The organism is Thermobacillus sp., assembly GCF_003390775.1.
Lineage (GTDB): Bacteria > Bacillota > Bacilli > Paenibacillales > Paenibacillaceae > Thermobacillus > Thermobacillus xylanilyticus.
The window spans coordinates 22,386-49,169 of sequence record NZ_QEWA01000044.1 but is presented as its reverse complement, the minus strand read 5'-3'; the positions used below and the strand labels follow the sequence as shown (position 1 = coordinate 49,169).

At 65.2% G+C, this 26,784-nt stretch carries 28 protein-coding genes and 1 riboswitch; of the genes, 25 read left to right on the top strand and 3 right to left on the bottom strand.

The genetic code is table 11. The annotated features are described in order from the left end of the window. Window positions 1-169 precede the first annotated feature (169 nt). The 10 genes from C6W55_RS13185 (at window position 170) to C6W55_RS13140 (ending at window position 9,327) form a co-directional block, all read left to right on the top strand. Window positions 170-856 (top strand): glycosyltransferase, encoded by a 687-nt coding sequence (locus tag C6W55_RS13185; protein ID WP_286893081.1) that lies wholly within the window; start codon window positions 170-172, stop codon window positions 854-856. Window positions 857-888: 32 nt separating this feature from the next. Further along, complete coding sequence (locus C6W55_RS13180) at window positions 889-1,872, top strand: polysaccharide biosynthesis protein (protein ID WP_015255027.1); 984 nt, start codon at window positions 889-891, stop codon at window positions 1,870-1,872. 48 nt (window positions 1,873-1,920) lie between these two features. Beyond that, window positions 1,921-3,234: a nucleotide sugar dehydrogenase gene (locus C6W55_RS13175; RefSeq protein WP_015255026.1), complete on the top strand. Its 1,314-nt coding sequence runs from the start codon at window positions 1,921-1,923 to the stop codon at window positions 3,232-3,234. 5 nt (window positions 3,235-3,239) lie between these two features. Beyond that, on the top strand, window positions 3,240-4,082 hold the full coding sequence (locus C6W55_RS13170; RefSeq protein ID WP_015255025.1) for a class I SAM-dependent methyltransferase: 843 nt from the start codon (window positions 3,240-3,242) through the stop codon (window positions 4,080-4,082). Further along, complete coding sequence (locus C6W55_RS13165; RefSeq protein WP_286893077.1) at window positions 4,079-5,164, top strand: glycosyltransferase family 2 protein; 1,086 nt, start codon at window positions 4,079-4,081, stop codon at window positions 5,162-5,164. The genes C6W55_RS13170 and C6W55_RS13165 overlap by 4 nt, the downstream gene beginning before the upstream one ends. Window positions 5,165-5,225: 61 nt before the next feature. After that, a riboswitch (TPP riboswitch) is annotated at window positions 5,226-5,335 on the top strand. Between the two features lie 126 nt (window positions 5,336-5,461). Beyond that, window positions 5,462-6,526, top strand: a complete 1,065-nt coding sequence (locus tag C6W55_RS13160) for an ABC transporter substrate-binding protein (protein ID WP_286893075.1) — start codon at window positions 5,462-5,464, stop codon at window positions 6,524-6,526. 48 nt (window positions 6,527-6,574) lie between these two features. Further along, window positions 6,575-6,877, top strand: coding sequence for a thiamine-binding protein (locus C6W55_RS13155; RefSeq protein WP_015255022.1), 303 nt, complete (start codon window positions 6,575-6,577; stop codon window positions 6,875-6,877). Continuing rightward, window positions 6,867-7,658 carry an ABC transporter permease gene (locus tag C6W55_RS13150; protein ID WP_286893072.1) on the top strand — a complete coding sequence of 264 codons (792 nt, stop codon included), beginning with the start codon at window positions 6,867-6,869 and terminating at the stop codon, window positions 7,656-7,658. The genes C6W55_RS13155 and C6W55_RS13150 overlap by 11 nt, the downstream gene beginning before the upstream one ends. Then, window positions 7,642-8,412, top strand: a complete 771-nt coding sequence (locus C6W55_RS13145) for an ABC transporter ATP-binding protein (protein WP_015255020.1) — start codon at window positions 7,642-7,644, stop codon at window positions 8,410-8,412. The genes C6W55_RS13150 and C6W55_RS13145 overlap by 17 nt, the downstream gene beginning before the upstream one ends. A gap of 102 nt (window positions 8,413-8,514) precedes the next feature. Further along, window positions 8,515-9,327 carry a TatD family hydrolase gene (locus tag C6W55_RS13140; protein ID WP_015255019.1) on the top strand — a complete coding sequence of 271 codons (813 nt, stop codon included), beginning with the start codon at window positions 8,515-8,517 and terminating at the stop codon, window positions 9,325-9,327. A 36-nt stretch (window positions 9,328-9,363) separates the two neighbouring features. Here the strand turns inward: C6W55_RS13140 and C6W55_RS13135 are convergent, their stop codons facing one another. Then, complete coding sequence (locus C6W55_RS13135; protein ID WP_015255018.1) at window positions 9,364-9,585, bottom strand: DUF2905 domain-containing protein; 222 nt, start codon at window positions 9,583-9,585, stop codon at window positions 9,364-9,366. Between the two features lie 250 nt (window positions 9,586-9,835). Between C6W55_RS13135 and C6W55_RS13130 the strand changes: the two genes are divergently transcribed. From C6W55_RS13130 to coaD, 3 genes are all read left to right on the top strand, one after another. Beyond that, window positions 9,836-10,072, top strand: a complete 237-nt coding sequence (locus C6W55_RS13130) for a hypothetical protein (RefSeq protein ID WP_213483279.1) — start codon at window positions 9,836-9,838, stop codon at window positions 10,070-10,072. Between the two features lie 399 nt (window positions 10,073-10,471). Beyond that, window positions 10,472-11,065 (top strand): 16S rRNA (guanine(966)-N(2))-methyltransferase RsmD, encoded by a 594-nt coding sequence (gene rsmD / locus C6W55_RS13125; RefSeq protein WP_015255015.1) that lies wholly within the window; start codon window positions 10,472-10,474, stop codon window positions 11,063-11,065. Next, a complete protein-coding gene (coaD, locus tag C6W55_RS13120) occupies window positions 11,052-11,585 on the top strand; it encodes a pantetheine-phosphate adenylyltransferase (RefSeq protein WP_286893068.1) in 534 nt (177 codons plus the stop codon). The genes rsmD and coaD overlap by 14 nt, the downstream gene beginning before the upstream one ends. A 23-nt stretch (window positions 11,586-11,608) precedes the next feature. Here coaD and C6W55_RS13115 read toward each other — a convergent pair whose 3' ends face one another. After that, complete coding sequence (locus C6W55_RS13115; RefSeq protein ID WP_213483278.1) at window positions 11,609-12,784, bottom strand: nucleoside recognition domain-containing protein; 1,176 nt, start codon at window positions 12,782-12,784, stop codon at window positions 11,609-11,611. A 113-nt stretch (window positions 12,785-12,897) separates the two neighbouring features. Here C6W55_RS13115 and C6W55_RS13110 point away from each other — a divergent pair, with 113 nt between their 5' ends. After that, entirely contained in the window at window positions 12,898-13,992 is a 1,095-nt protein-coding gene (locus C6W55_RS13110) for a S16 family serine protease (protein WP_286893065.1), read from the top strand. Here C6W55_RS13110 and C6W55_RS13105 read toward each other — a convergent pair. Further along, the gene (locus C6W55_RS13105) at window positions 13,959-15,227 is read right to left on the bottom strand and encodes a nucleotidyltransferase (protein ID WP_286893063.1); all 1,269 of its coding nucleotides are present in this window, start codon (window positions 15,225-15,227) and stop codon (window positions 13,959-13,961) included. The two genes, C6W55_RS13110 and C6W55_RS13105, sit on opposite strands and share 34 nt — an antisense overlap. A 121-nt stretch (window positions 15,228-15,348) precedes the next feature. On the opposite strand from C6W55_RS13105, the gene C6W55_RS13100 reads away from it, so the two are divergent. The 11 genes from C6W55_RS13100 (at window position 15,349) to smc (ending at window position 26,741) form a co-directional block, all read left to right on the top strand. Continuing rightward, a complete protein-coding gene (locus tag C6W55_RS13100) occupies window positions 15,349-15,858 on the top strand; it encodes a YceD family protein (protein WP_286893061.1) in 510 nt (169 codons plus the stop codon). Between the two features lie 67 nt (window positions 15,859-15,925). Further along, complete coding sequence (rpmF, locus tag C6W55_RS13095) at window positions 15,926-16,099, top strand: 50S ribosomal protein L32 (RefSeq protein WP_015255009.1); 174 nt, start codon at window positions 15,926-15,928, stop codon at window positions 16,097-16,099. 203 nt (window positions 16,100-16,302) lie between these two features. Then, window positions 16,303-16,902, top strand: coding sequence for a transcription factor FapR (gene fapR / locus C6W55_RS13090; RefSeq protein ID WP_286893058.1), 600 nt, complete (start codon window positions 16,303-16,305; stop codon window positions 16,900-16,902). Further along, the gene (gene plsX / locus C6W55_RS13085) at window positions 16,886-17,893 is read left to right on the top strand and encodes a phosphate acyltransferase PlsX (protein ID WP_286893056.1); all 1,008 of its coding nucleotides are present in this window, start codon (window positions 16,886-16,888) and stop codon (window positions 17,891-17,893) included. The genes fapR and plsX overlap by 17 nt, the downstream gene beginning before the upstream one ends. After that, entirely contained in the window at window positions 17,890-18,870 is a 981-nt protein-coding gene (locus C6W55_RS13080; RefSeq protein ID WP_286893053.1) for a beta-ketoacyl-ACP synthase III, read from the top strand. The genes plsX and C6W55_RS13080 overlap by 4 nt, the downstream gene beginning before the upstream one ends. Before the next feature lie 18 nt (window positions 18,871-18,888). Next, entirely contained in the window at window positions 18,889-19,824 is a 936-nt protein-coding gene (fabD, locus tag C6W55_RS13075; protein WP_286893051.1) for an ACP S-malonyltransferase, read from the top strand. Window positions 19,825-19,864: 40 nt separating this feature from the next. Next, window positions 19,865-20,617, top strand: coding sequence for a 3-oxoacyl-[acyl-carrier-protein] reductase (fabG, locus tag C6W55_RS13070; protein ID WP_286893049.1), 753 nt, complete (start codon window positions 19,865-19,867; stop codon window positions 20,615-20,617). Between the two features lie 66 nt (window positions 20,618-20,683). Further along, entirely contained in the window at window positions 20,684-20,917 is a 234-nt protein-coding gene (gene acpP, locus C6W55_RS13065) for an acyl carrier protein (protein ID WP_015255003.1), read from the top strand. A 162-nt stretch (window positions 20,918-21,079) separates the two neighbouring features. Further along, window positions 21,080-22,318 (top strand): beta-ketoacyl-ACP synthase II, encoded by a 1,239-nt coding sequence (gene fabF / locus C6W55_RS13060; protein WP_286893046.1) that lies wholly within the window; start codon window positions 21,080-21,082, stop codon window positions 22,316-22,318. Beyond that, complete coding sequence (gene rnc, locus C6W55_RS13055) at window positions 22,308-23,009, top strand: ribonuclease III (protein WP_015255001.1); 702 nt, start codon at window positions 22,308-22,310, stop codon at window positions 23,007-23,009. Before fabF ends, rnc begins: the two co-directional genes overlap by 11 nt. Before the next feature lie 156 nt (window positions 23,010-23,165). Then, entirely contained in the window at window positions 23,166-26,741 is a 3,576-nt protein-coding gene (smc, locus tag C6W55_RS13050; RefSeq protein ID WP_286893044.1) for a chromosome segregation protein SMC, read from the top strand. Window positions 26,742-26,784: the final 43 nt, after the last annotated feature.

Genomic DNA, 26,784 nt, shown 5'->3' with positions numbered 1-26,784 from the left:
ATGGTGCGGGATTCATTTTTCAGTATATGTCCGGCTTGCCGAGGGGCATGGATGTCCGCCGCCGACTGCGGCCTGCGGCCGGATTTGGACGAATGGACGAGATCAATCAACCATGCGGCCGGCGCCTTGCATTCATACATTGAACGAGGAACAAGCAAGGAGGTTGAACATGGCCAGGCGAGTCGTCATCGAGATCAATTTCAACAACTACGGCATTGTCCCGGATCGGCTCAAGCCGGTATGGATCCGCAACCGGATCGCCATCTTCCGGCGATATACCCTCCGCTGTCTGCAGCGCCAGACGAACCCCGACTTTCTCGCGCTGCTGAAAGTTGCGGAAGAATCCGAGCCGCTGCTGAACGGACCGCTGCGCAAAGACTGGGAGGACTTCCCCCCGAACGTGCGGTTCGGCTCGGAGCGGACCTGCGTCGAAGCGATACGCGCGTTCACATCCGGTTGTGACGAATTGTTCGTGGCGCGGCTCGATTCCGACGATCTGTACCGCAGAACGTTCGTGCAGCTGCTCATGGACTGGAAGCCGAAGCCGGGCACCGTCGCCCTGATCAATCAGAACGGCTACATGTGGGACACGATCGAGAACGTGATGGCCGAGGTGTACCATTTTTCGCCGCAGTTCTATACGTACATCTACAAGACGAAGGACTATCTGGACGGTTACCGCGTGAAGCTCCCCGGCAAAGGCCACGGCTTTGTCATCAAGCTGCCCCACGAGCTGCTGCCGGGGCGGAACTACGTGAACATCGTGCACGGCGCCAACGCGTCGAGGAAAAAAGTGCCGGCAAAGGGCAGGCTGAGCGAACAGCAGATGAAAGCCGTGCTGAGCGAATTCATCTAAGCCGCCCGCCGGCTGAGAAGGGAGACGAGGGCATGTACAGCGGCAGCACCATCCTGGTGACGGGCGGGACGGGGTCCTGGGGACGCCATCTCGTCCATACGTTGCTTCACAAATACGACCCGCGGGAAGTTCGGGTGTTCTCCCGCGGCGAGCATCGGCAAGTCGAGATGGAACGGGAGCTCGGCTCTGACGGGTGCGTCAGGTTCATCATCGGCGATGTGCGGGATTACGACGCCGTTCATGACGCCTGCCGCGGCGTCGATATTGTCTTCCATCTCGCGGCGCTGAAGCATGTGCCGATCTGCGAACGGCAGCCCGACGAGGCGTTCCGGACGAACGTGCTCGGAACCGAGAACGTCATCCGGGCTGCCATTGCGCAGCGGGTCCGGAAGGTTGTGGACGTATCGACGGACAAGGCGGTCGACCCGGTGAACGTGTACGGCATGACGAAGGCGATCGCCGAGAAGCTGACGCTCAGGGCGAACAGGCTGACCGACGCAACGCGGTTCGTCTGCATCCGCGGCGGCAATGTGCTTGGCACGAACGGCAGCGTCGTGCCGTTCTTCCTGGAGCGGATACGCCGCGGCGAGGATCTGCCGATTACGCACCCGGAGATGACGCGTTACTTCATGACGCTGCCCGAAGCGATCGGCCTGCTGCTGCGCGCGGCGGAGGCGGCGCTGGGCGGCGAGACGTTCGTCATCCGCATGCCGGCCTGCCGCATCCGCGATCTGGCGGAGGTGATGATCGAGCGGTCGGGCGCGGATGTGAGAATACGGGAAATCGGCATCCGGGAGGGCGAGAAGCTGCACGAGACGCTCGTGTCCGCGCGCGAAGCGCTGCATGCGCGGCATTACGACGACGAAGTGCTCGTCATTCTGCCGCCGTCCCCCGAACCCGAACTTGCGCGCAAATATGCCGCCTGCCGGCCGGCGAAGCCGCAGCCGTACCGCTCGGACGACGAACTGCTGGACAAGGCGGGCATCGCCGGACTGCTGGATGCCGGCGGGTTCTGAGGCGGCATGGGGACTGACGGCGCCATCAAGGCGGAGAGGAGGCGCGATATGGATACTCATGATCGGCCCGCTGCGGCCGTGGTCGGACTCGGCTATGTCGGGCTTCCGATGGCCGTGGCGCTGGCGAAGGCCGGATACCGGGTGTACGGACTGGATGTCGACGAGGAGAAAATCAACCGGCTGAACGCGGGCAAGTCGACGGTGATCGGTATCGACGACGAGACGATCCGCTCCGTCCAAGGCGAATTCACCGCCGGCGGCGACTACGCTGCCGTTTCACGGGCCCAGACGATTGTGATCTGCGTGCCGACGCCGCTGACGGCGGAGCGCGAGCCGGATCTGACGTTCATCCGCTCGGCGGTCGCCGCCATGCTGCCGCATCTGAAGCGGGGAACGCTGGTCGTGCTCGAGAGCACGACGTACCCGGGCACGACGGATGAGCTCATCCGCCGCGTCGTCGAAGAGGCACGCGGCTGGCGGGTCGGCGAAGATTTCCATCTCTGCTACTCGCCCGAGCGGATCGACCCGGGCAACCGCGTCTATCGGCTGGACAATTCGCCGAAGATCGTCGGCGGCGCGACGCCGGCCTGCCTCGAAGCGGGCGTGAAGTTCTACCGCTCGATCGTGCAGCAGGTCGTGCCCGTCAGCTCGACGGCGGCGGCCGAAGCCGCCAAGCTGTTCGAGAACACGTTCCGCAATGTCAATATTGCGCTCGTGAACGAATTTGCGCTGCTCTGCGAACGGCTCGGCATCAGCGTATGGGAAGTGGTGCGGGCGGCGGCGACGAAGCCGTTCGGCTTCCTGCCGTTCTGGCCGGGTCCGGGGATCGGCGGCCACTGCATACCGGTCGACCCGATCTACCTGAACTGGACGGCGAAGCGATACGGCCGGCCGATGAAGCTGATCGAGCTGGCGGACGAGGTGAACCGGCGGATGCCGCAGCACGTCGTCGAGCGGGTGACGGAGCTGCTGAACCGGGAAGGGAAGCCGGTGCGCGGCGCGCGCATCGCGCTGATCGGCATCGCGTACAAACCGGATGTCGACGACGTGCGGGAATCGCCCGCCCTGGACATTCTGGACGAACTGGCCGCCCGGCAGGCGGACGTCGTCTGCTGCGATCCGCTCGTGCCGTCGTTCCGCCATCGCAGACGGACGTTCCGGACGGTGAGCCTTACGCCCGAACTGCTGGCCGGCCTCGATCTGGCGGTTATCCTGACCCGGCATGCTTCGGTCGACGTTCGCCTGATCGCGGAGCATGCGCCGCTCGTGCTGGATACGAGGAATGTGCTCGACGGCTTCGAAAGCGGACATATCGCCCGGCTGGGAGAGCCGTCTCTCGGGCTGCCCGCCGCGCAGGGGTGAGATCCATGGTCAATGAAGATCAAGTCAACCAGCGGTACTACGGTAAGGCGGGCTCCAGCGCGTCGCACGAAGCGACGCGCGCCCGCATTCATTGGATGTGCAGGCATGCCAGACGCAAAAGGGTGCTGGATGTCGGCTGCAGCCAGGGCATCGCCTCGATTCTTCTTGGCCGCGAAGGGTATGAGGTGCTCGGCATCGATCTGGAAGACGAGGCGATCCGCTATGCGCGGGCGGAGCTGGCGAAGGAGCCCGCCATCGTCCGGTCGAACGTCCGCTTCATGACGGCGGATGCGACAAAGCCGCACGACTGGGGCCCGTTCGACACGGTGCTGCTCGGCGAAGTGCTCGAACATTTCACCCAGCCGGAGCGGGTGCTGGCCAATGTCTCGGGCTGGCTGGCGGACGGCGGCGTCTGCATCATCACCGTGCCGTTCGGCCTGCACGCGTTCCATGATCACAAGCAGACGTTCTACGCGGGACGGCTCGCGGAACTGACCGACCCGTATTTCGACGAGCTTACGATGGAAGTGCATCACCGCTACCTCTGCTATGCCGGCCGCAAGCGGTCGCTCAGGTTCCGCAGACCGGACAACGCCGACCGCTTGAAGCGTCTGATCCGGCTGGACGAGGAACATTTCCTCGCCTACGAGCGGCAGTATCAGCAGGGGGCGGGGAAAATGAGAGGCATGATCCAGAGCCAGAACGCGCGCATTCAGGCGCTGGAGGAGCAGTTGAAACAGAAGGACGGCCGGATCGAAGGGCTCATCCGCCAGCTGAGGGACCTGCAGCGGCAGCTCGCGGAAGCGCGGAAGAAACGGTCCGAACCCGGGAAAGGAGGGAGGACGTGACGACGATCAGTCTGTGCATGATCGTCCGCGACGAGGAAGCGGTGCTCGGCCGGTGTCTCGCATCGGTCGCTCCGGTCGTCGACGAGCTTGTCATCGTCGATACCGGTTCGACGGACCGCACGAAGGAGGTGGCGGCCTCCTTTGGCGCGCGCGTCTGCGATTTCGAGTGGGTGGACGATTTCGCGGCGGCGCGCAACTTCGCGTTCGACCAGGCGTCATGCGAGTTCATCATGTGGATGGATGCGGACGACGTGCTGCCCGACGGGGAGCGGGAAAAATTCGCGGCGTTCAAGGCGCAGATTCCGGATCACGCCAACGCCGTGCTCATGCCGTACTGGCTGGCGTTCGACGCGGCGGGAAGGCCGACGGTCGCGACGCGCCGCTGCCGGCTCGTCCGGCGGGGCCGGGGCTATCGCTGGCACGGACGGGTGCACGAGTATCTGGACATCTCAGGCGCCCATGCCATCGCTGTCGATATCGGCATCGCGCATTATCGCACCACCCGGGACCATTCGGACCGGAATCTGCGCATCTACGAGCGGATCGCGGCCGAAACCGGCGGTCTCAAGGGGCGCGATCTCTATTATTACGCGAACGAGCTGGCGGACGCCGGACGTTTCGGGGAGGCGGCGGAAGCCTATCGGGCGTACCTGGCTGAGCCGGCCGGCTACCGGGAAGACAAGGTGACGGCCGCGCTCAGGCTGTCCGACTGCTGCCGGCGTCTGGGCGATCCGGCCGGCCGGATCGACGCGCTGCTCCGCTCGTTCCTGTTCGACGCGCCCCACGCGGAAGTGTGCTGCGCGCTCGGCGGATGGTTCGAGGAAGCGGGGGACTGGCGGACGGCCGCCTATTGGTACGAGCGGGCGCTGGACGCGCCGCTCGCCGAAGGCTGGCTCGGCGTCGTCAACAACGCCTGCCGCACGTGGCTGCCGCATGCGCGGCTCACCATCTGCTACGGGCAGCTCGGCCGCTGGGCGGATGCGGCAAGACACAACGAAGCCGCGCTCGGGTGGCTGCCGGACGATGAAGGGCTGAAGGCCAACCGGCGCATTCTGGAGGAAAAGCTGCGGGAAGGCGCCTGATACTCCGCCCGCACTTGCGCATTCGCGCCCGTCTGCTATAATGAGCGTGACGACAACCGAACAGAAGCCCCGGGGAGCTGGGACAGCCGGCTGAGAGGGTATCCGGACGCGATACCGACCCTGTAACCTGATCTGGATAATGCCAGCGTAGGGAAACGTCAAGCAGCGCGCCGCATGCGTCAGACCGCATGCCGAGCCGCAACGCTCATGCGCACCGAATCGAAGGCGCCTTCCGGTCAGGGGGGCGCCTGTCGTCTGTTGTCGCGACAACAGATGCAAGGACGGGAGAGGACCGGAATGCGAAGGAAAAGAAGAAAAAGCTGGGGTCTGCTCGCACTCGCGCTGCTGCTTGTTCTGGCCGGCTGCGGCGGGGGAAGCGGCAATGACGGAGGAAACGGCGGAAACACCGAAAACGGCGGTAATGCCGCCAATGCGGGCGGAGCCGCGGACGGATCGGACAAGCCGCTCCAGAAGGTGCGGGTCGTGCTCGACTGGTCGCCGAACACGAACCATACGGGGCTGTATGTCGCGCGGGACAAGGGATTTTTCGCCGAGCAGGGACTTGATGTCGAGATCATCCAGCCCGGCGAAGCGGGCGCCGATCAGATGGTCGCCTCCGGCGAAGTCGAATTCGGTGTCAGCTACCAGGAAGCGGTCACCCTCGCGCGGACGAACGGCGTGCCGATCGTGTCGATCGCGGCCGTCATCCAGCACAACACGTCCGGCTTCGCTTCGCCGGCGGAGAAGAACATCAAGACGCCGAAAGATTTCGAAGGCAAGAAATACGGCGGCTGGGGTTCGCCCGTTGAGGAAGCGGTCATCGACTCGATCATGCAGGAAGACGGCGGCGACGTAAGCAAAGTCGTGTTCGTGAACGTCGGCGACACCGATTTCTTCACCGCGGTGAAGCGGGACGTCGATTTCTTCTGGATTTTCTACGGCTGGACCGGCATCGAGGCGGAGCTCCGCGGCGAGGAACTGAACATGATCTACCTGACCGATTACAGCGAAAAGCTCGACTATTATACGCCGGTGCTTGCAACGAGCGAGAAGCTGATCGAGGAGAAGCCGGATCTGGTGAAGGCGTTCGTCGCCGGCGCGGCCGCGGGGTACAAGTTCGCGATCGAAAGTCCCGAGGAAGCGGCCGACATTCTGATCGCCGCCGAGCCCGACCTGAACGCGGAGCTCGTCAAGGCGAGCCAGAAATGGCTCAGCGCGAAGTATCAGGACGATGCGCCGCGCTGGGGCGAGCAGAAGCTGGAAGTATGGAAAAACTACGCCGAATGGATGGCCGAGCACGGCGTGATGGAAGGCGAGTTCGATCCGGAAGCGGCATTCACGAACGAGTTCCTGCCGGAGTAAGTCGGTGAGGGCGTTCGAAGCACAAAGGAAGAAAGCGGGGAATCCGGCATGGCCGACGCACTGTTGAGCATTCAGATTCTGCCCCACACACCCGGCGGGGAAAGCGTCATCCCTTACGTGGACCGAGCGATCGACGTGATCAAGGCATCGGGGCTGCCCTACCGGGTCGGGCCGCTCGAGACGACGATCGAGGGCGATCTGGACCGGCTGCTTCCGCTCGTGAAGGCGATGAACGACGCGCTGATCGAGGCGGGATGCCCGTCCATCATTTCGCAGGTGAAGATTTACTACAATCCGACCGAAGGCGCCTCGATGGCGCGCCTGCTGGAGAAATATCCCGATGGGCAATAAATGGATGAGAGGATGGCCGCCGCTGGCGGTCATCGCATTATGCGCCGCCGCCTGGGAAGCGGCGGTCCGTCTGTTCGCGATTGAGCCGTACATTCTGCCGAGCCCGTCTGCGATCGTGCGCGAAGCGATGCAGCCGAACGTCTGGCCGCGGCTTCAGATGCACACGCTGGCCACCGTCTGGCGGACGCTGACGGGCCTTGCGCTCGGCGTCCTCGGCGGCATTGTGCTGGCTGCTGCGATTCACCTGACGCCCGGCGCCCGGCGGGCGCTGGCGCCGCTGCTCGTCCTGTCGCAGAGCGTGCCGGTCATCGTGCTCGGACCGCTGCTTCTCATCTGGCTCGGGTTCGGCGAGGAGCCGAAAATCGTCCTCATCATGCTCGTCTGCTTCTTCCCCGTGACGGTCGCGATGCTGACCGGGCTGCGCGAGAGCGACCCGGCGCTGCTTAGCTATCTCGCGATGATCGGCGCCGGCCGGTGGACGATCTTCACGAAGCTGGAGCTGCCGAACGCGGTGCCCTACCTGTTCTCGGGCTTCCGCATTGCGGCCGCATACAGCGTGACGACGACGGTCGCAGCGGAGTGGCTCGGCGCAAGCAGCGGGCTCGGCTATTACATCAAACTGTCCTACAGCGGGTTCGAGACGGCGCGCATTTTCGCCGGGACGATCATCATCATCGCGTTCAGCATGCTGATGTTCGGCGCCGCGGCGCTCGCCGAGCGGCTGGTCGTCCGCTGGCGGCCCAAGGCGGAGAGGAGGAATGACCATGCCTCCGGCGCTTGAAGTGCGCGATGTCGTGAAGCGGTACGGAGATACGGAGGTGCTGGCCGGCGTCTCGCTGACGGTCGAAGACGGCGAATTCGTCTCGCTGATCGGGCCGTCCGGGAGCGGCAAGAGCACGCTGTTCCGGGTGATCGGCGGGCTGGAGCCGGCTCAGCGCGGGGAGATTTTCATCGACGGACGCCGGACGAACGGGGAGCGCGGGCTGATCGCCTATATGCCGCAGCAGGCGTCGCTCTTGCCGTGGCGGACGGTCGCCGGCAACATCGAGCTGGCGCTCGGCATCGCCGGCGTTCCGCGCGGCGAAGCGAAGAGCCTCACGCGGGAGTGGCTGGGCCGCGTCGGCCTTGCGGACTATGCGGACGCCTGGCCGCACACGCTGTCCGGCGGCATGCAGCAGCGCGTCTCGTTCATCCGCGCGCTGCTCAGCCCGCAGAAGCTGATGTGCCTGGACGAGCCGTTCGGCGCGCTGGACGCGCTGACGCGGCAGCATATGCAGGAGTGGCTGCTGTCCATGTGGGAAGCGAACCGGCGCGCGGTGCTGCTGGTGACGCACAGCATCGAGGAGGCGCTGCTCCTGTCGGACCGGATCGTCGTCCTGTCGGCGCGGCCGGCGTCCGTGCTGCGCGAGTTCGCCGTGCCGTTCGGACGGCCGCGCGGCGGGAAGCTGTGGAAGACACCGGAATTCGCCGAGCTCAGGGACGCGATTTACGATTTGCTGAAGCCGGCTGCTGCGGGCGGACCGGACGGAGCGTAAGCGGATCTGCAGTCTGGAAAAGATGCGGGTCGGTTTTTGCGGATCAAGTGCCGGGGATGCGGGTTCCGTTTTCCGGCGCAAGGTGTGAAGGAGGCGGAAAGCATGGCGAAGGAGCGGGAGGCGTTTGGCTGGATCGACGCCCATATTCATGTGGACAAGTACGAACCTGAGGAGCGGGAACGGCTGCTGGCCGAGGCGTATGCCGCGGGCGGCGAGGCGGTCGTGGGCGTGTCGATGAATCTTGAATCGAGCCGCGAGAACCGGAAGCTTGCGCTCCGGCATGCCGGCCGGTACATGCCGGCCTACGGCCATCATCCGGAAATTCCGCTGCCCGAGCCGGACGAGGAAAAGGAGTTGTTCGCCTGGATTCGCCGTCTCCACGAGGCGGGCGAACGCTTTGCGATCGGCGAAGTCGGCTTGCCGTACTACACGCGGACCGAAGCGGAAGCGGCCGGCCGTCCGTTCAACGAAGGCCCGCACCTTGCGCTGCTCGACCGGTTCGCGGCGCTCGCAGCGGAGCTGGACCGGCCGATCGTGCTGCACGCCGTCTACGAAGATGCGGAGAAAGCGTGCGACATTCTGGAGCGGCATGGCATGAAGCGGGCGCATTTTCACTGGTTCAAGGGTCCGGAGGCGACGATCCGCCTGATGATCGCACGCGGCTGGCATGTGTCCGTGACGCCGGACGTCGTGTACGAGCCGGAGATTCAGGCGCTGGTGCGCGCATATCCGCTGGAGCTGCTCATGGCGGAGACCGACGGACCGTGGCAGCACGAAGGGCCGTTTGCCGGCCGGCCGACGACCCCCGCGATGGTGCGGGATGTCATCCGCGCTGTCGCGGAGCTGAAAGGCCTGGGTGTGGAGGAGACGGCCGCCGCGATGCTCGCGGTCACGAAGCGGTTTTACGGTATTTGACGTGATTGGAGACGGTGAGCGCGCCGAAATGGGCCGTCACTTCATGAACAGGCGCACGAGGTACATGACGGCCGACAGCACGACGCTGATAAGGATGCAGGTGACGATCGGGAAATAGAACCGGACGTTCTCCTTCTCGATCGCAATGTCGCCGGGCAGCCGGCCGAGCGGAATCGATTTGCCGACGAGCATCCAGATCAGCCCGACGAGGAACAGCACGGCGCCGGCGGCCATCAGCAGTTTGGGCATGGATGGCATCGTTTTTTTCCCTCCCGACGCAGATGATTCTATCCGCTATCAGCATAACGGATGCCCGGAGCGGTTGCAATTCCGCGGGATCTCGCCGGATCGCGGAAGGGGAATCTTCGACGGATCGTTCTGCAACAAATTGTAACGCAATTGTTATCCATCCGTAACCTTCGATTCCACAGGGCGACAACTTCCGCACATGCGCCTATTTATAATGAAGGAGCAGGAAATCCATGGAATAATAGATGGAGGGATTGCGATGGGCGAACAAGAACCGGCAAAGATCGACCTCGAGCTCGAAGACGCCGCGGAAGAGGCGGCGGAAGCCGAACAAGCCGCTGCCGAAGCTGAGCAGGCCGCTGCGGAAGCCGAACAGGCTGCGGCGGAGGAAGCGGGCGACTCCGGGGAAGCGGAAGAAGAGGAGGGCGACGGCGCGGAAGAGGCGTCCGCCGACGGCGATGACGCCGGCGACTCCGGCGAATCTGGATCCGAATAAGAAAGCGCTTAAATTACATTGCAGCCGAGTCCATCAATCCCGAACCCCGCGGCATTTGGGCCGCGGGGTTTTGTCGTGCTTGGCGAAGCCGGTCAGGGCGGGCTCGTGAAACACAAAACGTGTGAAAAGCAAAAAAAGCGGGGCTCCCTCACGAGAGCCCCAGCATGGGAGAGGAGAAACCGGACGAAGAGCTTATGGGGAAACGTAAGTCTTCTCCGCGGTTTTCGCGGCATCTCTCGACGCCGCTGTCTACATGATGTCCCGTACGGGGCAAAATATACATGCCGGACAAAAATTTTTTTCGCGCGGCGCAAATCCCCGTCGTTCCCGTTTCCCTTGCGCGGGAGTGATTTTGTGGTACGATTAGGACAGACTGCGGACTTTCGGGGGGCGTAAGACGTGAGGGTCATTGCGGGCACGGCGAAGGGAACGCCGCTCAGGGCGGTACCCGGCATGAACACGCGCCCGACGACAGACAAGGTGAAAGAAGCGATCTTCAGCATGATCGGCCCGTATTTCGACGGCGGAGCCGCGCTGGACCTGTTCGCCGGAACCGGCGGACTCGGCATCGAGGCGCTGAGCCGCGGCGCGGACCGGGCCGTCTTCATCGACGCGGACCGGCAGGCCGTCGCCGTCATCCGCCGCAATGCCGAGGCGGCGCGCATGGCGGAGCGGTCCGAAATCTACTGCAACACGGCGGAGCGGGCGCTGCGCATACTCGCCAAGCGCGGGGCGGTGTTCCGCTACGTTTTTCTTGATCCGCCGTACCGGATGAAGAGCGCCGGCGAGCTGATGGCCGAGATGGAGGAGCGCGGGCTGCTCGAGGACGGCGCGATCGTCGTCGTCGAGCACGAGGCGGATCATCGCTATCCGGAAACCGTCGGCGGCTTGACGCTGCGCAAGCGGGCGACATACGGCGAGACCGCCGTCTCGATCTATCACTACACGAGGGCTGCGGATGCGGCCGAGGAGGAAAGCGATGAAGGATCATGAACCGACCCGGCGGACTGCCGTCTATCCCGGCAGTTTCGACCCGGTGACGCTCGGTCACATGGACATTATCCGGCGGGCGGCGAAGCAGTTCGACAAGCTGATCGTCGCGGTGCTGAACAACACGAGCAAAAATCCGCTGTTCTCGGTCGAGGAGCGCAAGGCGCTGCTGGAAGCGGCGACGTCGGATCTGCCGAATGTCGAGGTCGACAGTTTCCGCGATCTGCTCGTCCGCTACATGAAGACGCGGAACGCCGACGTCATCATCCGGGGCATCCGGTCGGTGTCGGATTTCGAGTACGAGCTGCAGCTGGCGTCGACCAACCATCAGCTCGACAGCAGCATCGAGACAATTTTCATGATGACGAATCCGAAGTATTCGTACCTGAGTTCCAGCATTGTGAAGGAGATCGCGATGTTCCACGGGGATGTCGGCGATCTGGTGCCGCCCGAAGTGGAAGCGGCGCTGAGGACGAAGTTCGTGTCCGCAGCACCGCCGTCGGACAAGCCGAGCTCCGGCTGAGGGCGGACAGGAAGGCCAGGCCGTCAGCGGCCTGGCCTTCGCGCAGCCAGCAGCCGGGACGCCGCCAGCATCAGCAGCAGGGTGAGCGCGAGCACGGAGGCGCAGGCCGGGATCGCCCGCCAGAGCAGCGGCGCAAGGCGGGCCGCGCCGGACGGTTCGGCCAGCAGGCGGAATGCGGCCGACGCATCGTCCGCGCCGAGTCCGGCCAGCCAGACGAGCGGTTTCCATGCCAGCGCGGCGGTCAGGAAGGCGAGCGCCGCATGCAGCAGCTTGGCCGCGGCCAGATGCAGGAACCGGAGGCCGGCCGAAGCGGCGATGCCGTGGGTGGCGAGCAGGCCGGTGATGCCGGTCCAGCTCAGGACGGCGGCGATTACCGCGGCGCCCGCCGGCGCGCCGAACCGCTCGATCATCCCGGCGGCCGCGAAAGCGCCGAGATGCGCTTCGTAGATGCCCGGGAACGCGGCGAATTCGAGCAGGTCCGGCAGCACCCGCTCGAGCAGGCGGATCATCACCGACCCGAGGATGACAAGCCCGCCGACGGCCATCAGCTGCTGCACGCATTGCGCGATCGATTCGCCCATCGCCTGGCCGAATCCGCGGCCGTCCCGCCGGCGCGCTTCGCGCATCGCGGCGGCGGCCCGGGCCAGGAGGTGCCGGCCGTCCTCCGGTGCGCTGCGGACGGCGGCAGAACCGGCCGCCCGGTCGAGCCTTGCCAGCAGCCATCCCGCGGCCAGGGCGGACAGCCAGACGGAGACGGCGATGGCGGCGCCGAATTCGGGGCGCTTGAGGAAACCCGCCCCGACGACGATCAGCATCAGCATCGGATTGGGCATGTGGGACAGCGCCAGCAGGCGCTGGCATTCGCGGTCGGTCAGGGCGCCGTCCCGATGGAGCCGCGCCGCTGCGCCGGCTCCGGCGGGAAAGCCGCTCGACCAGCCGACCGCGGCCGCCCAGCCGGCGCTGCCCGGCAGACGGAAAACGCGCCGCATGACCGGCTCGAGCAGCACGCCGGCCGCATGGACGACCCCGAGCGCAAGGAGCAGTTCCGACAGCGCCAGGAACGGAAGCAAGCCGGGAAACACCAGGTTCCACCAGATGGACAGCCCCTGCAGCGCGGCCTGGAACGAATCGCCGGGATAGCGGACGATCAGCAGGGCAAGCGCCAGCAGGGCGGCGCCGAGCGCGGCGGATCGGTACATGCGTCCATCCTCCTTCGCGGATGCGGGTGTGCAGCCATACGGCAAAATGACGAGATTAGTTCAATGTACGTGGACAGGCAGGCGAATAGACCATGCGGAGAGGGGGAGCGGTGATGCCGGGGTCGGACGCATCGGGCGCGGCGAAGGCGGCGCTGCGATGGGGAATTGCCGCGGCGGCGGCCGTGCTGCTGTTCGCGGTGCCGGTGCCTTACGTGCTGTACGAGCCGGGCGTGGTCGTGCCCGTCGACGGGCTGGTGACGGTGGACAAAACGAACCGCCAAGACCCGCGCCTCAAGCCGGATCAACCGGACCTGCGCGCTCCATCGCACGGGGACGTTCAAGGCGAATGGCTGCTGACGACGGTGTATCTGGAGCCGCGCGCCACGTTATGGTCGGTTGTAAAGTCCGCATGGCAGGCGGACCGGGAAGCCTACACGAAGAAGTCGGTGTTTCAGGGCGGCAGCGCGGAGGAATACAAGGCGCGGATGGACGTGCTGATGGCGGAATCGCAAAGCAAAGCGGCGGAGGCGGCCTTCAGGCTGGCCGGCGTGCGGTATGAATCGGAGCCGGTCGGGGTGTACGTTGCGCGGGGGGCCGGACCGCTCAAAGCCGGCGACCGGATCGCGGCCGTGGACGGCGCCGATGTGGACGGGCTGGCCGCACTGACGGATGCGCTGCGAAGCCGCGCAGGCCGCGAAGCAGAGCTGACCGTGCAGCGCGGCGGCACCGAGACAGCCGTGCGGCTGGCCGTGGACGGCGCCGATGCGGAGACGCCGGCGGACATGCTCGGCGGCGCGGAGCTGACCGAAATCATCGCCGTCCGGCCGGCGGATCCCGCCGTAAGCGTCACAATCGATGCCGGCCAATTCGGCGGGCCGTCCGCGGGCCTCGTGCTTGCGCTCCATATCTATGAGCGGTTGACCGGGGAATCCCTGACGGGCGGGCGGCGCATCGCCGCCACCGGCACGATCGGGCCGTCGGGCGAAATCGGCGCGGTAGGCGGCATCAAGTTGAAGGCGATTGCCGCCTCGCGCGCCGGCGCCGACCTGTTCCTCGTGCCGGAGGAAAGCGCAGCGGCAGCCGCCGCGGCAGCGGAAGCCGCGGGCGGCGGCATGGCCGTCGCCGGCGTCAATACGCTGGAAGAGGCGGTCCGCCTGCTCCGCAATTATGGCGATCAGGAAGACCGCACGATGATCGGCGGCTCATAGTAATCGCGCAGCAGCGCCCGCGGATCGGCGGCGCCGGCGGCGAGGGCGTAGACGCCTGTCGCTCTTGCGTCCAGCTCCAGATAGCGCGCCCCCGCGCCGCCCAGCCCAGCGCCTTCGCCGCCCGCCGCGCTCAGCAGGACGGGCAGCTTCGCGGCTTTCCGCATCCGCTTGAGCAGCTCCTGCCCTTTCGGCGTGAAGCCGAGCACGCGGATGTAGGCGAGCCCTTCCCGCAGCGCGGCCGGGCGCCAGTCGTCCTTGCGGATGCCGAGCAGGACGGCGGTGAGCGCGCGCTGCAGCCGGGTCCGGGTGTAGCGCTTCGTCTTGAGCAGACCGATCAGCTCGTCGACTTCGAGCCGTTCCAACGCCGGCAGCGCGCGCCGGATCCGGTGCTCGAGCCCTTCGCCGATGTCGCGATAACCGGCCAGCTCCTCCGCGCCCAGGCGCACCAGCAGGTGGAACAGCTGCTCCTTGAGCGCCGGCCAGCCGACCGGCGCCCGGCCGGCTTCCCATTCGCGCCGGAGCACGTCCAGCGTGACCGGCGGCACGTAAGAAGCGATCGCCTCCGGCCGTCCGCGCCCGAAGATGAGCCGGCGCAGCGCCGTCGCGCTCGCGATGGAGCCGGCCGGCGCATCGGCGTCGTGGTAGCCGGCCTGCACGCGGCGGATCGTATGCGGCTCCATCCGGCTGCCCAGGCGCCTCCATGCGATCAGGTAATGGAGGCCGAGCGTGTTGTTCGGCTGCTCCAGCGGAAACGCGGCAGCCTCGCTGTCGCCGCGGGCCGCGAGACAGAAGCGCAGCGCGGCGCTGTACGCGTCCGGGAAGCTGAGGCCTGCGGAGAGCCCTTCGGCGATCCGGCCGCGCAGATCCGCGGGCTCGTCCGCGGCGAGTTCCGCGATGCGCCGCAAGGCGTCGATGTCGCCGCTCTCGCTGCCGAAGCAGAAGCAGTCGACGACGCCCGTCGCGTCGAGCAGGCCGACGGCGCCGTATGCGAACCATTCAGCCGCGCTCGTCGCGTAGGCGACGGGCAGCTCGATGACGAGGTCGCACCCGCCGCGCAGCGCCGTTTCGGCGCGGGCCCATTTGTCCATCAGCGCGGGCTCGCCCCGCTGCAGGAAATGGCCGCTCATCACCGCGACGACCGCATCCGCGCCGGTTGCGCGCACGGACTCTTCCAGGTGATGCCGGTGGCCGTTATGGAACGGATTGTATTCGACGATGACGCCGACGGTCCGCATCGTTTTCCCCCTCGCGACGCATAACAAGACTTGATCTGCTATAACAATATCACGCGGTGAAAATGTTGACAAAACGCGAAGCGGATCGCTATAATTACTTTTGTTTGTTTGGAGTGATCCTGTGAGAATTCATGTGCATGAGCTGATCACAAGCGGCGCTTCGCGGACGATCCGTGAGACGCTGGACGCGTCGGCCCTGTTCGCGGGAAGACGGGACGTGCTCTCCGCCGGTCCGCTCCATGTCGATCTTGAGGCGCGGGGCGTCGAAGAAGGCATGGCCGTCGTCGAAGGCGGGCTGGCGATCGACGTGACGATGCCCTGCTCGCGTTGTCTGAAGCCGGTTCGGGTCAGCGTCACCGTACCGTTTCAGGAGCACTTCAAGGTAAGCACGGGACCGCAGACCGAAGAAGAAGAGGATCGGTTCATTGCGGTCAAGGACAATGATGTCGATTTGACGCCGTATGTGGAGGAAGCCGTGCAGCTCGAGCTGCCGCTCGTTCCGCTCTGCGCGGAAGACTGCAAAGGCCTCTGTCCCGAATGCGGCAAGGATTTGAACGAAGGGGAGTGCGGTTGCGACCGCACGCCGATTGATCCGCGGCTGGCCGCGCTGAAAGACCTGTTCCCGCGCTGACGGGGAAGTCCGGCACGCCGCAGGCGGATCATCCCGATTGGCGCGTCATTCGAAGGAGGTGGGACAGATGGCAGTACCATTCAGGAAAACGTCCAAAGCTCGCCGTGACAAGCGCCGCACGCATTTCAAGCTGGCGGTCCCGGGCATGGTCAAATGCGATCAATGCGGAGAGCTGAAGCTCGCGCATCACGTTTGCAAAGTGTGCGGTTATTACAAGACGAAAGAGATCATCAAGCAATAATGAACGAAAAGCAAGCACTTCATCAGCCGGTGAGGTGCTGTTTTTTTGACATCCGCGCCGTTTTGGGGAAGCGGTTTTTCCGGATTGCTTCCGGCGCGGCTTTTCATTATACTGATTTAGTACCTGGTTTTAAGAGGGGCCCTCAGTCGGATGGGCTGCGCCCATTCCGCAACAAACGCAGACCAAAAAGGCGGTGCTTCCCTGTGGAACGTCTGCCCAAGAAGGAGCGGCACCAGCGGCTGGCCCGTCTCATCGAGGACAATCCGTTCATCACGGACCGCGAGCTGACGCGGCTGCTGAAAGTCAGCATCCAGACGATCCGCCTCGACCGGCTGGAGCTCGGCATCCCCGAGCTGCGCGAGCGGATGAAGCTGATGGCCGAGCGGTCGTTCGACGCCGTCCGCTCGCTGCCGCTGCACGAAGTGATCGGCGAAATCGTCGATCTCCAGCTCGACAAGAGCGGCATCTCGATCTTCGAAATCCGGGAAGAACACGTCTTCTCCCGCACCGGCATCGCGCGCGGCCATCATCTGTTCGCGCAGGCGAACTCGCTGGCCGTGGCCGTCATCAACGACGAAGTGGCCTTGACGGCGACGGCCGACATCCGGTTCATCCGCCAGGTGAAGCTGGGGGAAAAATGCATCGCGAAAGCGTACGTGCGTTCCTCGGGCAAACGGAAGGCGAGAGTGGAAGTGTTTACCTATGTCGGGGAAGAGACGGTTTTCCAGGGCGATTTTCTGATCGTTCGATCTGCCGGAGCGCTGCAGGATGGAGGAGGGGATCGGCTTGCGGATCGCGATTGATGCCATGGGAGGAGATCTTGCGCCGGAGGAAGCGGTGCGGGGCGTGCTGGAGGCGGCGGCCGAATGGCCGGACACGAAGCTTGTGCTCGTTGGCAACGAAGGGCGGGTGAAGCCGCTTCTGGCAGGCCAGGCGCCGCCGAACGTGGAACTGCGCCACGCGTCCGAGACGATCGGGGCTGACGAGGAGCCGGTGCGCGCGGTGCGGCGCAAGAAAGACGCATCCATGGTCGTCGCGGCCCGCATGGTGAAGGAGGGCGAAGCCGACGCCATGCTGTCCGCCGGCAACACCGGCGCGCTCATGACCGCCGGGCTGCTCGTCGTCGGACGGATTCCCGGCGTCGACCGGCCGGCGCTCGCGCAGACGATCCCGTCGGCGGACGATGTCGGCGTGCTCGCCCTCGATCTCGGCGCCAATGTGGACGCGCGCCCCGAACATCTCCACATGTATGCGGTGATGGGCAGCCTGTACCGGCAGCTCGTGCACGGCATGGAGCGGCCGCGCGTCGGCCTGCTCAACATCGGCACGGAGGAAGGCAAGGGCAGCGAGCTGGCGAAAGAAGCGTTCGCCCTGCTCAGCGGCGAGGCCGGCATCCGTTTCACCGGCAACGTCGAAGCGCGGGACGTCCTGCAGCGGGCGTGCGATGTGCTCGTATGCGACGGATTTTCCGGCAACGTGATGCTGAAATCGTTTGAAGGCGCGGCCGCGCTCATCATGGGCGAGGTGAAGCAGGCGTTTACCAAAAACCTCCTCACCAGGCTGGCCGCGGCCGTCATGATGCCGGGACTGAGAGGGCTCCGGCGCAAGATGGACTACAAGGAATACGGCGGCGCGCCGCTGCTGGGACTCAGCGGCGTCGTCGTCAAATGCCACGGCTCGTCAGACGCGCGGGCGTTCCGCAACGGCATCCGCCAGGCGCGCGACGCGGTCCGGCACGGGCTGATCCGCGCGATCGCGGACCATATCAGCGGGAAGGAAGGATCTGGCGGATGAAGGCAGTAGGCATACTCGGCACGGGCAAGTATGTGCCCGACCGGATCTTGACGAACCACGACCTCGAGAAGATAGTCGAGACGAACGACGAATGGATCGTGACGCGGACCGGCATCCGCGAGCGGCACATCGCGGCGGAGAACCAGGCGACGTCCGATCTGGCCTATGAGGCGGCTGTCCGGGCGCTGGAAGCGGCGAAGCTGGCGCCGGAGGACCTGGACCTGATCATTGTCGCGACGATCACGCCGGACATGTTCTTCCCGTCGACGGCCTGCATCCTGCAGGACAAACTCGGGGCGCGCAAGGCCGCGGCGTTCGACCTGTCGGCGGCCTGCTCCGGCTTCATCTACAGCCTGGCGACGGCGACCGGCATGCTGAAGAGCGGCATGTACCGGAACGCGCTCGTCGTCGGCGCGGAATGTCTGTCGCGCATTACGGATTATACGGATCGGAACACCTGCATCCTGTTCGGCGACGGCGCGGGGGCGGTCGTGCTCGGCGAAGTGCCGGAAGGCCGCGGATTCCGCTCGTTCGAGCTGGGCGCGGACGGCTCCGGCGGACCGCTGCTCAAGCTCGCCGGCGGCGGCTCGCGCATGCCGGCATCGGCCGAGACGGTGAGCAGCAAGGCGCATTACATCTACATGGCCGGCAACGAGGTGTTCAAGTTTGCGGTGCGCATCATGGGCAGCGCTGCTGAAGAAGCGCTCCGGAAAGCGGGTATCGACAAGAAGGACGTCGACCTGCTCGTGCCGCACCAGGCGAACATCCGCATCATCCAGGCGGCGCTCAGCCGGCTGGAGCTGCCGGAGGAGAAATGCATGATCAACCTCGACCGCTACGGCAACGCCTCCGCGGCTTCGATTCCGATCGCGCTGGCGGAAGCGGTCGAGCAGGGACGGGTAAGCGAAGGGGATTGCCTCGTGCTGGTCGGATTCGGCGGCGGGCTGACCTGGGGCGCGTCCGTCCTCATCTGGTAGGAAGCGAGGGTTACCGAGATGGGCAAAATCGCATTCGTGTTCCCCGGCCAGGGCGCGCAGGCGGTCGGCATGGGGAAGGACGCGTACGACGCGTCCCCGGCGGCGCGCGCCGTCTTCGAAAGGGCGGATTCTGCGCTTGGATTTGCGCTCAGCCGGATCATTTTCGAAGGTCCCGAGGACGAGCTCAGGCAGACGGAGAACACGCAGCCGGCGCTGCTTACGGTGAGCGCTGCGCTGCTTGAGCTGATCGCAGGCCGCGTCAGGCCGGACTATGTGGCCGGCCACAGTCTGGGCGAGTACAGCGCGCTCGTCGCGGCCGGCGTCCTGTCCTTCGAGGACGCGGTGCGCGCGGTGCGGCTGCGCGGCGAATTCATGGAAGCGGCCGTGCCGGGCGGGCAGGGCGCGATGGCGGCGGTGCTCGGCGCCGAACGCGAGGCGCTGCGGTCGCTGTGCGAGGCGGTCAGCGCCGAGACGGGGCTCGTCGTGCTCGCCAATGTGAACTGCCCCGGACAGATCGTCGTATCCGGCACGGCGGAAGGCGTGCGGGCGGTCGCGGAGCGCGGGAAGGAAGCGGGCGCGAAGCGGGTCATCCCGCTGGAAGTGAGCGGCCCGTTCCATTCGCCGCTCATGCAGCCGGCGGCGGACCGGCTGGAGCAGGTGCTGGCGGAGCTGACGATGCGGGACGCCGAAGTGCCGGTCATCGCCAACGTGACGGCGGAGCCGGTGACGTCGGCCGAAGAAATCCGCGGCCTCCTGAAGCGGCAGGTCACCGCGCCCGTCCTGTGGGAGGACACCGTCACCCGCCTGGTCGGCCTCGGCGTCGACACGTTCGTCGAGATCGGCTCGGGATCGGTGCTGACCGGGCTTATCCGGAAGACGGACAAGTCGGTAACCGTTCATACCGTGAACAGCCTGGCCGCGCTGGACGCCGCGCTGGCCGAACTGGCGCCCTGAGCTGACGAAGGCGCCCGAAATCCGAGAGGAGGGTCCGCATATGTTCGCGTCTCTGGAAGGGAAGAAGGCGCTCGTGACGGGCGCATCCCGCGGCATCGGCCGCGCGATCGCGATCGCGCTCGCGGAAGCCGGCGCCGACGTGGCGATCAACTATGCCGGCAGCGCGCAAGCCGCGTCCGAGACGGCGGCCGCCGTGGAAGCGCTCGGCCGCAAAGCCTTGCTCGTGCAGGCGGATGTCGGCAAGCTCGACGCGTTCGAGCAGATGGTTGCGCAGGTTCTGGAAGCGTTCGGTTCGCTTGACATTCTCGTGAATAACGCCGGCATCACGCGGGACAATTTAATGATGCGCATGAAGGAAGAAGATTTCGATCAGGTCATCGAAACGAACCTGAAAGGCGTGTTCAACGGCATCAAGGCGGTGACCCGGCCGATGATGAAGCAGCGCTCGGGGCGGATCATCAACATTTCGTCCGTCGTCGGCGCGATCGGCAACGCCGGTCAGGCCAATTACGCCGCCGCGAAAGCCGGCGTGATCGGCCTGACGAAGTCGGCCGCGCGCGAGCTCGCTGCCCGCGGCATCACCGTCAACTGCGTCGCGCCCGGCTTCATCGAGACGGACATGACGGACAAGCTGCCGGAGGACATCAAGAACCAGATGTTCGGTCAAATTCCGCTGGCGCGCTTCGGGCAGGCGGCGGAGGTTGCATCCGTCGTCCGGTTCCTGGCGTCCGACGCCGCATCGTACATGACCGGCCAGACGATTCATGTCGACGGCGGCATGTACATGGGCTGAGTCCGGACAGGCTATGGCAATTTGCCGGACAATCCCTTATAATACCGAGAAGAGGAGGTGAGCCGGATGTCCGACGTTTTTGAACGCGTGAAGCGTATTGTCGTGGATCGGCTGGGCGTGGACGAGGCGGAAGTAACGCTTGAAGCAAGCTTCAAGGAAGACCTCGGCGCGGATTCCCTGGATGTCGTAGAGCTTGTCATGGAACTGGAAGACGAGTTCGATATGGAAATATCGGACGAAGACGCGGAGAAAATCACCACGGTGGGTGAAGTCGTCCATTACATACAATCGCATTCTTAGTTCCGCAAGTCCCGTTGACAAGACGGGACTTCGCTCCATTTCCGACAGTCCGTCCGCGCATTGCGGTATGCGCTTGCAGTATGCACACGGTCGGCGCGGCTCAGCGCACCCGCGGCCAACGCGCCGCCTTTTGGATAGATGCCGTTGACAGAGGTGAAACATTTGAAGCACAGAGTTGTCGTTACCGGCATGGGAATCGTAACCTCGCTCGGCAGCGATCTGGAGACGTTCTGGAGCAATCTTGTCGCCGGCAAGTCCGGCGTATCGCGGATTGAATCGTTCGACGTGTCGGAATATCCGACGCAGATCGCTGCGGAGATCAAGGATTTCAACCCGGAAGACCATATCGACAGGAAAGAAGCGCGCCGCATGGACCGGTTCGTGCAATTCGCCGTTGCGGCGGGCAAGATGGCGGTGCAGGACGCGGGTCTGGAGCTCGGCGTCAACGTCGATCCCGAACGGGTCGGCGTCATTGTCGGCAGCGGCATCGGCGGGCTCGGCACCTGGGAAGAACAGCACAGCATTCTGCTTGAGAAAGGGCCGAAGCGCGTCAGCCCGTTCTTCATTCCGATGATGATCGCGAACATGGCCTCCGGCCAGATCTCGATGAGCATCGGAGCGAAGGGCCCGAACACCACGGCGGTCACCGCATGCGCGACGGGCACGCACTCGATCGGCGATTCCTTCAAGCTGATCCAGCGCGGCGACGCGGACGCGATGATCTGCGGCGGCGCGGAGGCGACGATCCGCCCGACGGGGCTGGCCGGCTTCTGCTCCATGCGCGCCATGTCGACCCGCAACGACGAGCCGGAGAAGGCGAGCCGCCCGTTCGACGCGGAACGCGACGGCTTCGTGATGGGCGAAGGCTCCGGCGTGCTCGTGCTCGAATCGCTTGACCATGCCGTCAAGCGCGGCGCCCGCATCTATGCGGAAGTGATCGGTTACGGCATGAGCGGCGATGCGTATCATATCACCGATCCGGATCCGGACGGCGCCGCGCGGTGCATGCAGCGCGCGCTGAAGGATGCCGGCATCGAGCCGGAGGCGATCGACTACATCAATGCCCACGGAACGTCGACGCCCGTCGGCGACCGCTCGGAGACGATTGCGATCAAGAAGGCGTTCGGCGATCATGCGTACAAGCTGGCTGTCAGCTCGACGAAATCGATGACCGGCCACTTGCTCGGCGCGGCCGGCGGCATTGAGTCGGTCATTCTGGCGCTGACGCTGAAGAACGGCGTGATCGCGCCGACGATCAATCTGGAGCATCCGGATCCCGAATGCGACCTGGACTACGTGCCGAATGCCGCGCGCAAGTCGGACGTCAAGACGGCGCTTTCGAACTCGTTCGGCTTCGGCGGCCACAACGCGACGATCGTGATGAGGAAATATGAAGCCTGACCGATTCGATCAGCTGCAGCAACAGCTCGGCATCCGGTTCAAGCGAACCGGACTGCTCAAGCAGGCATTCACCCATACGTCCTATGTGAACGAGCACAAGAGCGGCAACGCGCAGGACAACGAACGGCTCGAATTTCTGGGCGACGCCGTCATGCAGCTTCTGGTGTCCGAACATCTGTATCTGATGCATCCCCGGCGTCCGGAAGGGGAACTGACGCGGATGCGCGCGTCGATCGTCTGTGAGCCTTCGTTCGCGAAGTTCGCGGAGACGCTGGACCTGGGGCGGTACGTGCTGCTCGGACGCGGTGAAGAGCAGCTCGGCGGACGCACGCGGCCGGCGCTGCTTGCGGATCTGTTCGAGTCGTTCATCGGCGCGCTGTATCTCGATTCCGGGCTGGAAGCGGTGCGCGAGTTTTTGAAGCGGCACATCTTCCCGCTGATCGACGGCGGCGACTATCTGCCGGTGAAGGACTACAAGTCCAGGCTGCAGGAGCGCGCGCAGCATCGGGCGCTCGGACCGGTCGAATACGTCATTGACGAGGAACGCGGACCGGCGCACGACCGGGAATTCGTCGTCGGTGTACTGGTCGGCGGCGTCCGGTACGGAACCGGCGTCGGACGCACGAAGAAGGAAGCGGAGCAGCAGGCGGCGGCCGAAGCGTGCCGCTTGATCGGAAGCGGCGAGACTTGAGGCGGTCCGTCTGACCAGCGGCGGTACCCCCGGCATGCCGGCGAACGGCTTCGAACGATTCGTTCGAAGCCGTTCGCCGGTTCATGGCGTCCGCACGCGGCGTGCCGGTCTTGAGCGGGCTGTGTTACACTTGATGCCAGAGGTGAAGGCACGGACATGTTCTTGAAACGGATCGAACTGGCCGGATTCAAATCGTTCGCCGACCGGACGGAAATGGAATTCGTTCGCGGCATTACGGCGGTCGTCGGACCGAACGGCAGCGGGAAGAGCAACATCTCCGACGGCATCCGGTGGGTGCTCGGCGAGCAGAGCGCCAAAAGTTTGCGCGGCGGCAACATGCAGGATGTCATTTTCGCCGGCAGTGACTCCCGGAAGGCCGTGAACTACGGCGAAGTGTCGCTGACGCTCGACAACACGAGCCGCACGCTGCCGCTCGAATACGACGAGGTGACGGTCACCCGGCGCGTTCACCGAAGCGGCGAAAGCGAATATCTCATCAACAAGCAGAAGTGCCGGCTGAAAGACATCACCGAGCTGTTCATGGATACCGGCATCGGCAAGGAAGCCTATTCGATCATCGGTCAAGGACGGATCGAAGAAATTTTGAGCACGCGGTCGGAGGACCGGCGGGGCATTTTCGAAGAAGCGTCCGGCATTGTGAAGTACAAGGCGCGCAAGCGCGAGGCGCAGAAGAAGCTCGAAGATACGGAGCAGAACCTGCTCCGCATCCACGATCTCGTGTCCGAGCTGGAGGGACAGCTTGAACCGCTCCGCGAACAGTCGGAGAAAGCGCTGCGCTACAAGGATCTCCGCGAACAGTTGAAGTCGAAGGAGATCTCGCTCTACGTCCATCAGATCGAACATGTTCATGCTAACTGGAAGGAACTGGGTGAAAAGTTGGAGCGGCTGCAGCAGGAGCAGGCCGAACTGATGGCCGTCGTCAGCAAGCATGACGCGGTCCTCGAACAGGATCGGCTCAAGCTGCGGCAGATCGAAGAAGAAATTGAGCGGCTGCATGCGGATCTGCTCCGCATCAGCGAAGAATACGAGAAATGCGAAGGCCACGGCGAAGTGCTGCGGGAGCGCCGCCGCAACCTCGAACAGAACCGGAAGCAGCACGAGGAGACGATCGCTTCGCAATCGGAGCGGATCGCGGCGCTGACGAAGGAAGAGGCGGACCTTCGGGCGAAGGCCGCCGCCCTCGAGGAGACGCTCCGCGGGCAGCGCGAGAAGCTGGCGCAGGAGGAAGCGAAGCTGTTCGGCGCAAGCGGCGCGGCCGACGCGGACGCGGAAGAAAAGCTGAAGAGCGAGCTTCTCGATGTGCTGTCCACGATGGCTTCGCTGCGCAACGAGATCCGGTATGCGGAGCAGCAGCGGGAAGCAGCGGAGCGCCGCCTGCAGCGGCTCGGCGAGGAAGAAGCCGAGGGCGCCGGCGAGCTGGACAAGCTGGCCGCCCGGCGGGAGGAGCTCTTGGCGCTCGTTCGGGAGAACGAAGCGGCGCTCGAGACGCTCCGGAAACGGCTTATCGCCGAGACTGAGCGGCGGCAGGAGCTGCAGCGCTCGCTGGAGGAGACGCAGACGCTGCTGCGCCGATGGGAGCAGAAGCGGGATGCCAGCGCGTCCCGGCGCGACACGCTGAAAGAGATGCAGGACAGCCTGGACGGCTTCATGCAGGGCGTGCGCGAAGTGCTGAAGGCGGCGCGCCGCGGCGCGGGCGGCCTGGCCGGCGTGCACGGCGCGGTGGCTGAACTGATCCGCGTGCCGGAGAAGCTGGAGATCGCGGTAGAAACGGCGCTCGGCGGGGCGCTGCAGCACATCGTCATGGATGACGAGCGGTCGGCCCGCCAGGCGATCGCCTACCTGAAGCAGCGCCAGCTCGGCCGGGCGACGTTCCTGCCGCTCGACGTCATCCGCGGGCGGAGCGTGCCGGAGCAGGACCGGCGCGCCGCGGAATCGGTCGAAGGCTACGTCGGGATCGCGTCGGAACTCGTCGAATGCGATGCCCGCTATGCGCAGATTGCGGCGAACCTGCTCGGCAACGTCCTGATCGCGGAGACGCTGGAGCAGGCGAACAAGATCGCCGCGCGCTGCGGCTACCGGTTCCGGGTCGTTACGCTCGAGGGCGACATCGTGAACGCGGGCGGTTCGATGACGGGCGGCAGCCTGCAGAAGCGGGGCGGCAGCCTGCTCGGCCGTCAGCGGCAGATTGAAGCATTGAACGAGGAAATCCGCGAAGCGGAGACGCAGCTGGAGAAGCTTCGCGGCAAACTCGACGATCTGCGCAAGGAACTGTCCATTTGCACCCAGAACATCGAGGATGCGCGCGGGCAGTCCGAGACGCGTCGGATCGAGGAACAGCAGTTCCGGTCGGCGTTGCAGCAGGTCGAGCAGGATGAGCAGCGGCTCAGGGAGCAGCTCAAGCTGAAAACCGACGACCGCGGCAGCCAGCTCAAGGAGCTGGAAGCTTTGGATGCGGCCAAGGCGGCGGCCGAAGCGAAGCTCGCGGAGATGGCGGCCGAAGAAGCGCGCCTGCAGCAGGCGATCCGCGATGCGGAAGAGCGGCGCCGGGCGAACGAGTCCGCGCGGGAGGAGCTGCAGGGGCAGCTTACCGAGCTGAAGGTTGCCGTCGCGAAGACGGAACAGGAGAAGCAGTCGCTCGCCGAACAGACGGCGCGGCTCCGCGGCGAAATCGCGCGCGGCAAGCAGGAGCTGGCCGCGCTGCGCGAGACGGAGGCGCTGCAGGCGGACGAGCTGCAGCGGCTGGAAGAAGAAACGGTGAAGCAGACGGAGACGCTGAACGAACTGCGGCTGCAGAAAGAGCGCTGCGCGGAGACGATCGATCTGAAGCGCGCGGAGCGGGCCGAGAAAGTGCGCATCCTCGAAGAAGGGGAGAGCGAGACGAAGGAGCAGCGCGCGAAGCTCCGTCAGGTGGAGGAACAGGTGCGGCAGACCGAGATTGCCGCGAACCGGCTTGACGTCGAGCTGGACAACCTGCTGCGCTCGCTCAGCGAGGAATACGAACTCGGGTTCGAGCTCGCGAAGGAGCGGTATCCGGTGCCGGAAGATCCGGCCGCCGCGCAGCAGGAGGTCCGCGAACTGAAGCGGCAGATCTCGCTGCTCGGGGAAGTGAACCTCGGCGCCATCGAAGAATACGAGCGGGTGAAGGAACGGTATGAGTTTCTCAGCGCGCAAAAGGACGACCTCATCGAAGCGAAGTCGGCGCTCTACCAGGTCATCCGCGAGATGGACGAAGAGATGGGCCGGCGCTTCCGCACGACGTTCGAGGCGATCCGCAGCCATTTCGGCATCGTGTTCAATCGGCTGTTCGGCGGCGGCCGTGCGGATCTCGTCCTGCTCGATCCGGACAATCTGCTGGAGACGGGCATCGACATCGTCGCGCAGCCGCCGGGCAAGAAATTGCAGAACCTGCAGCTGCTCTCGGGCGGCGAGCGCGCGCTGACGGCGATGGCGGTACTGTTCGCGATTCTGCACGTCAAGCCGGTGCCGTTCTGCGTGCTCGACGAAGTCGAAGCGGCGCTGGACGAAGCGAACGTGACGCGGTTCGCGCAATATCTTCGTGAATTCTCCGAGCAGACGCAGTTCATCGTTGTCACGCACCGAAAAGGGACGATGGAAGAAGCGGACGTGCTGTACGGGGTGACGATGGAGCAGGACGGCGTGTCCAAGCTCGTCTCGGTGCGGCTGGAGAACGGCGAGCCGGTATCGGCGTGATCCGGGCATTTGCCGGAACCGCGGCCGGGCCGTCCGGTCCGGG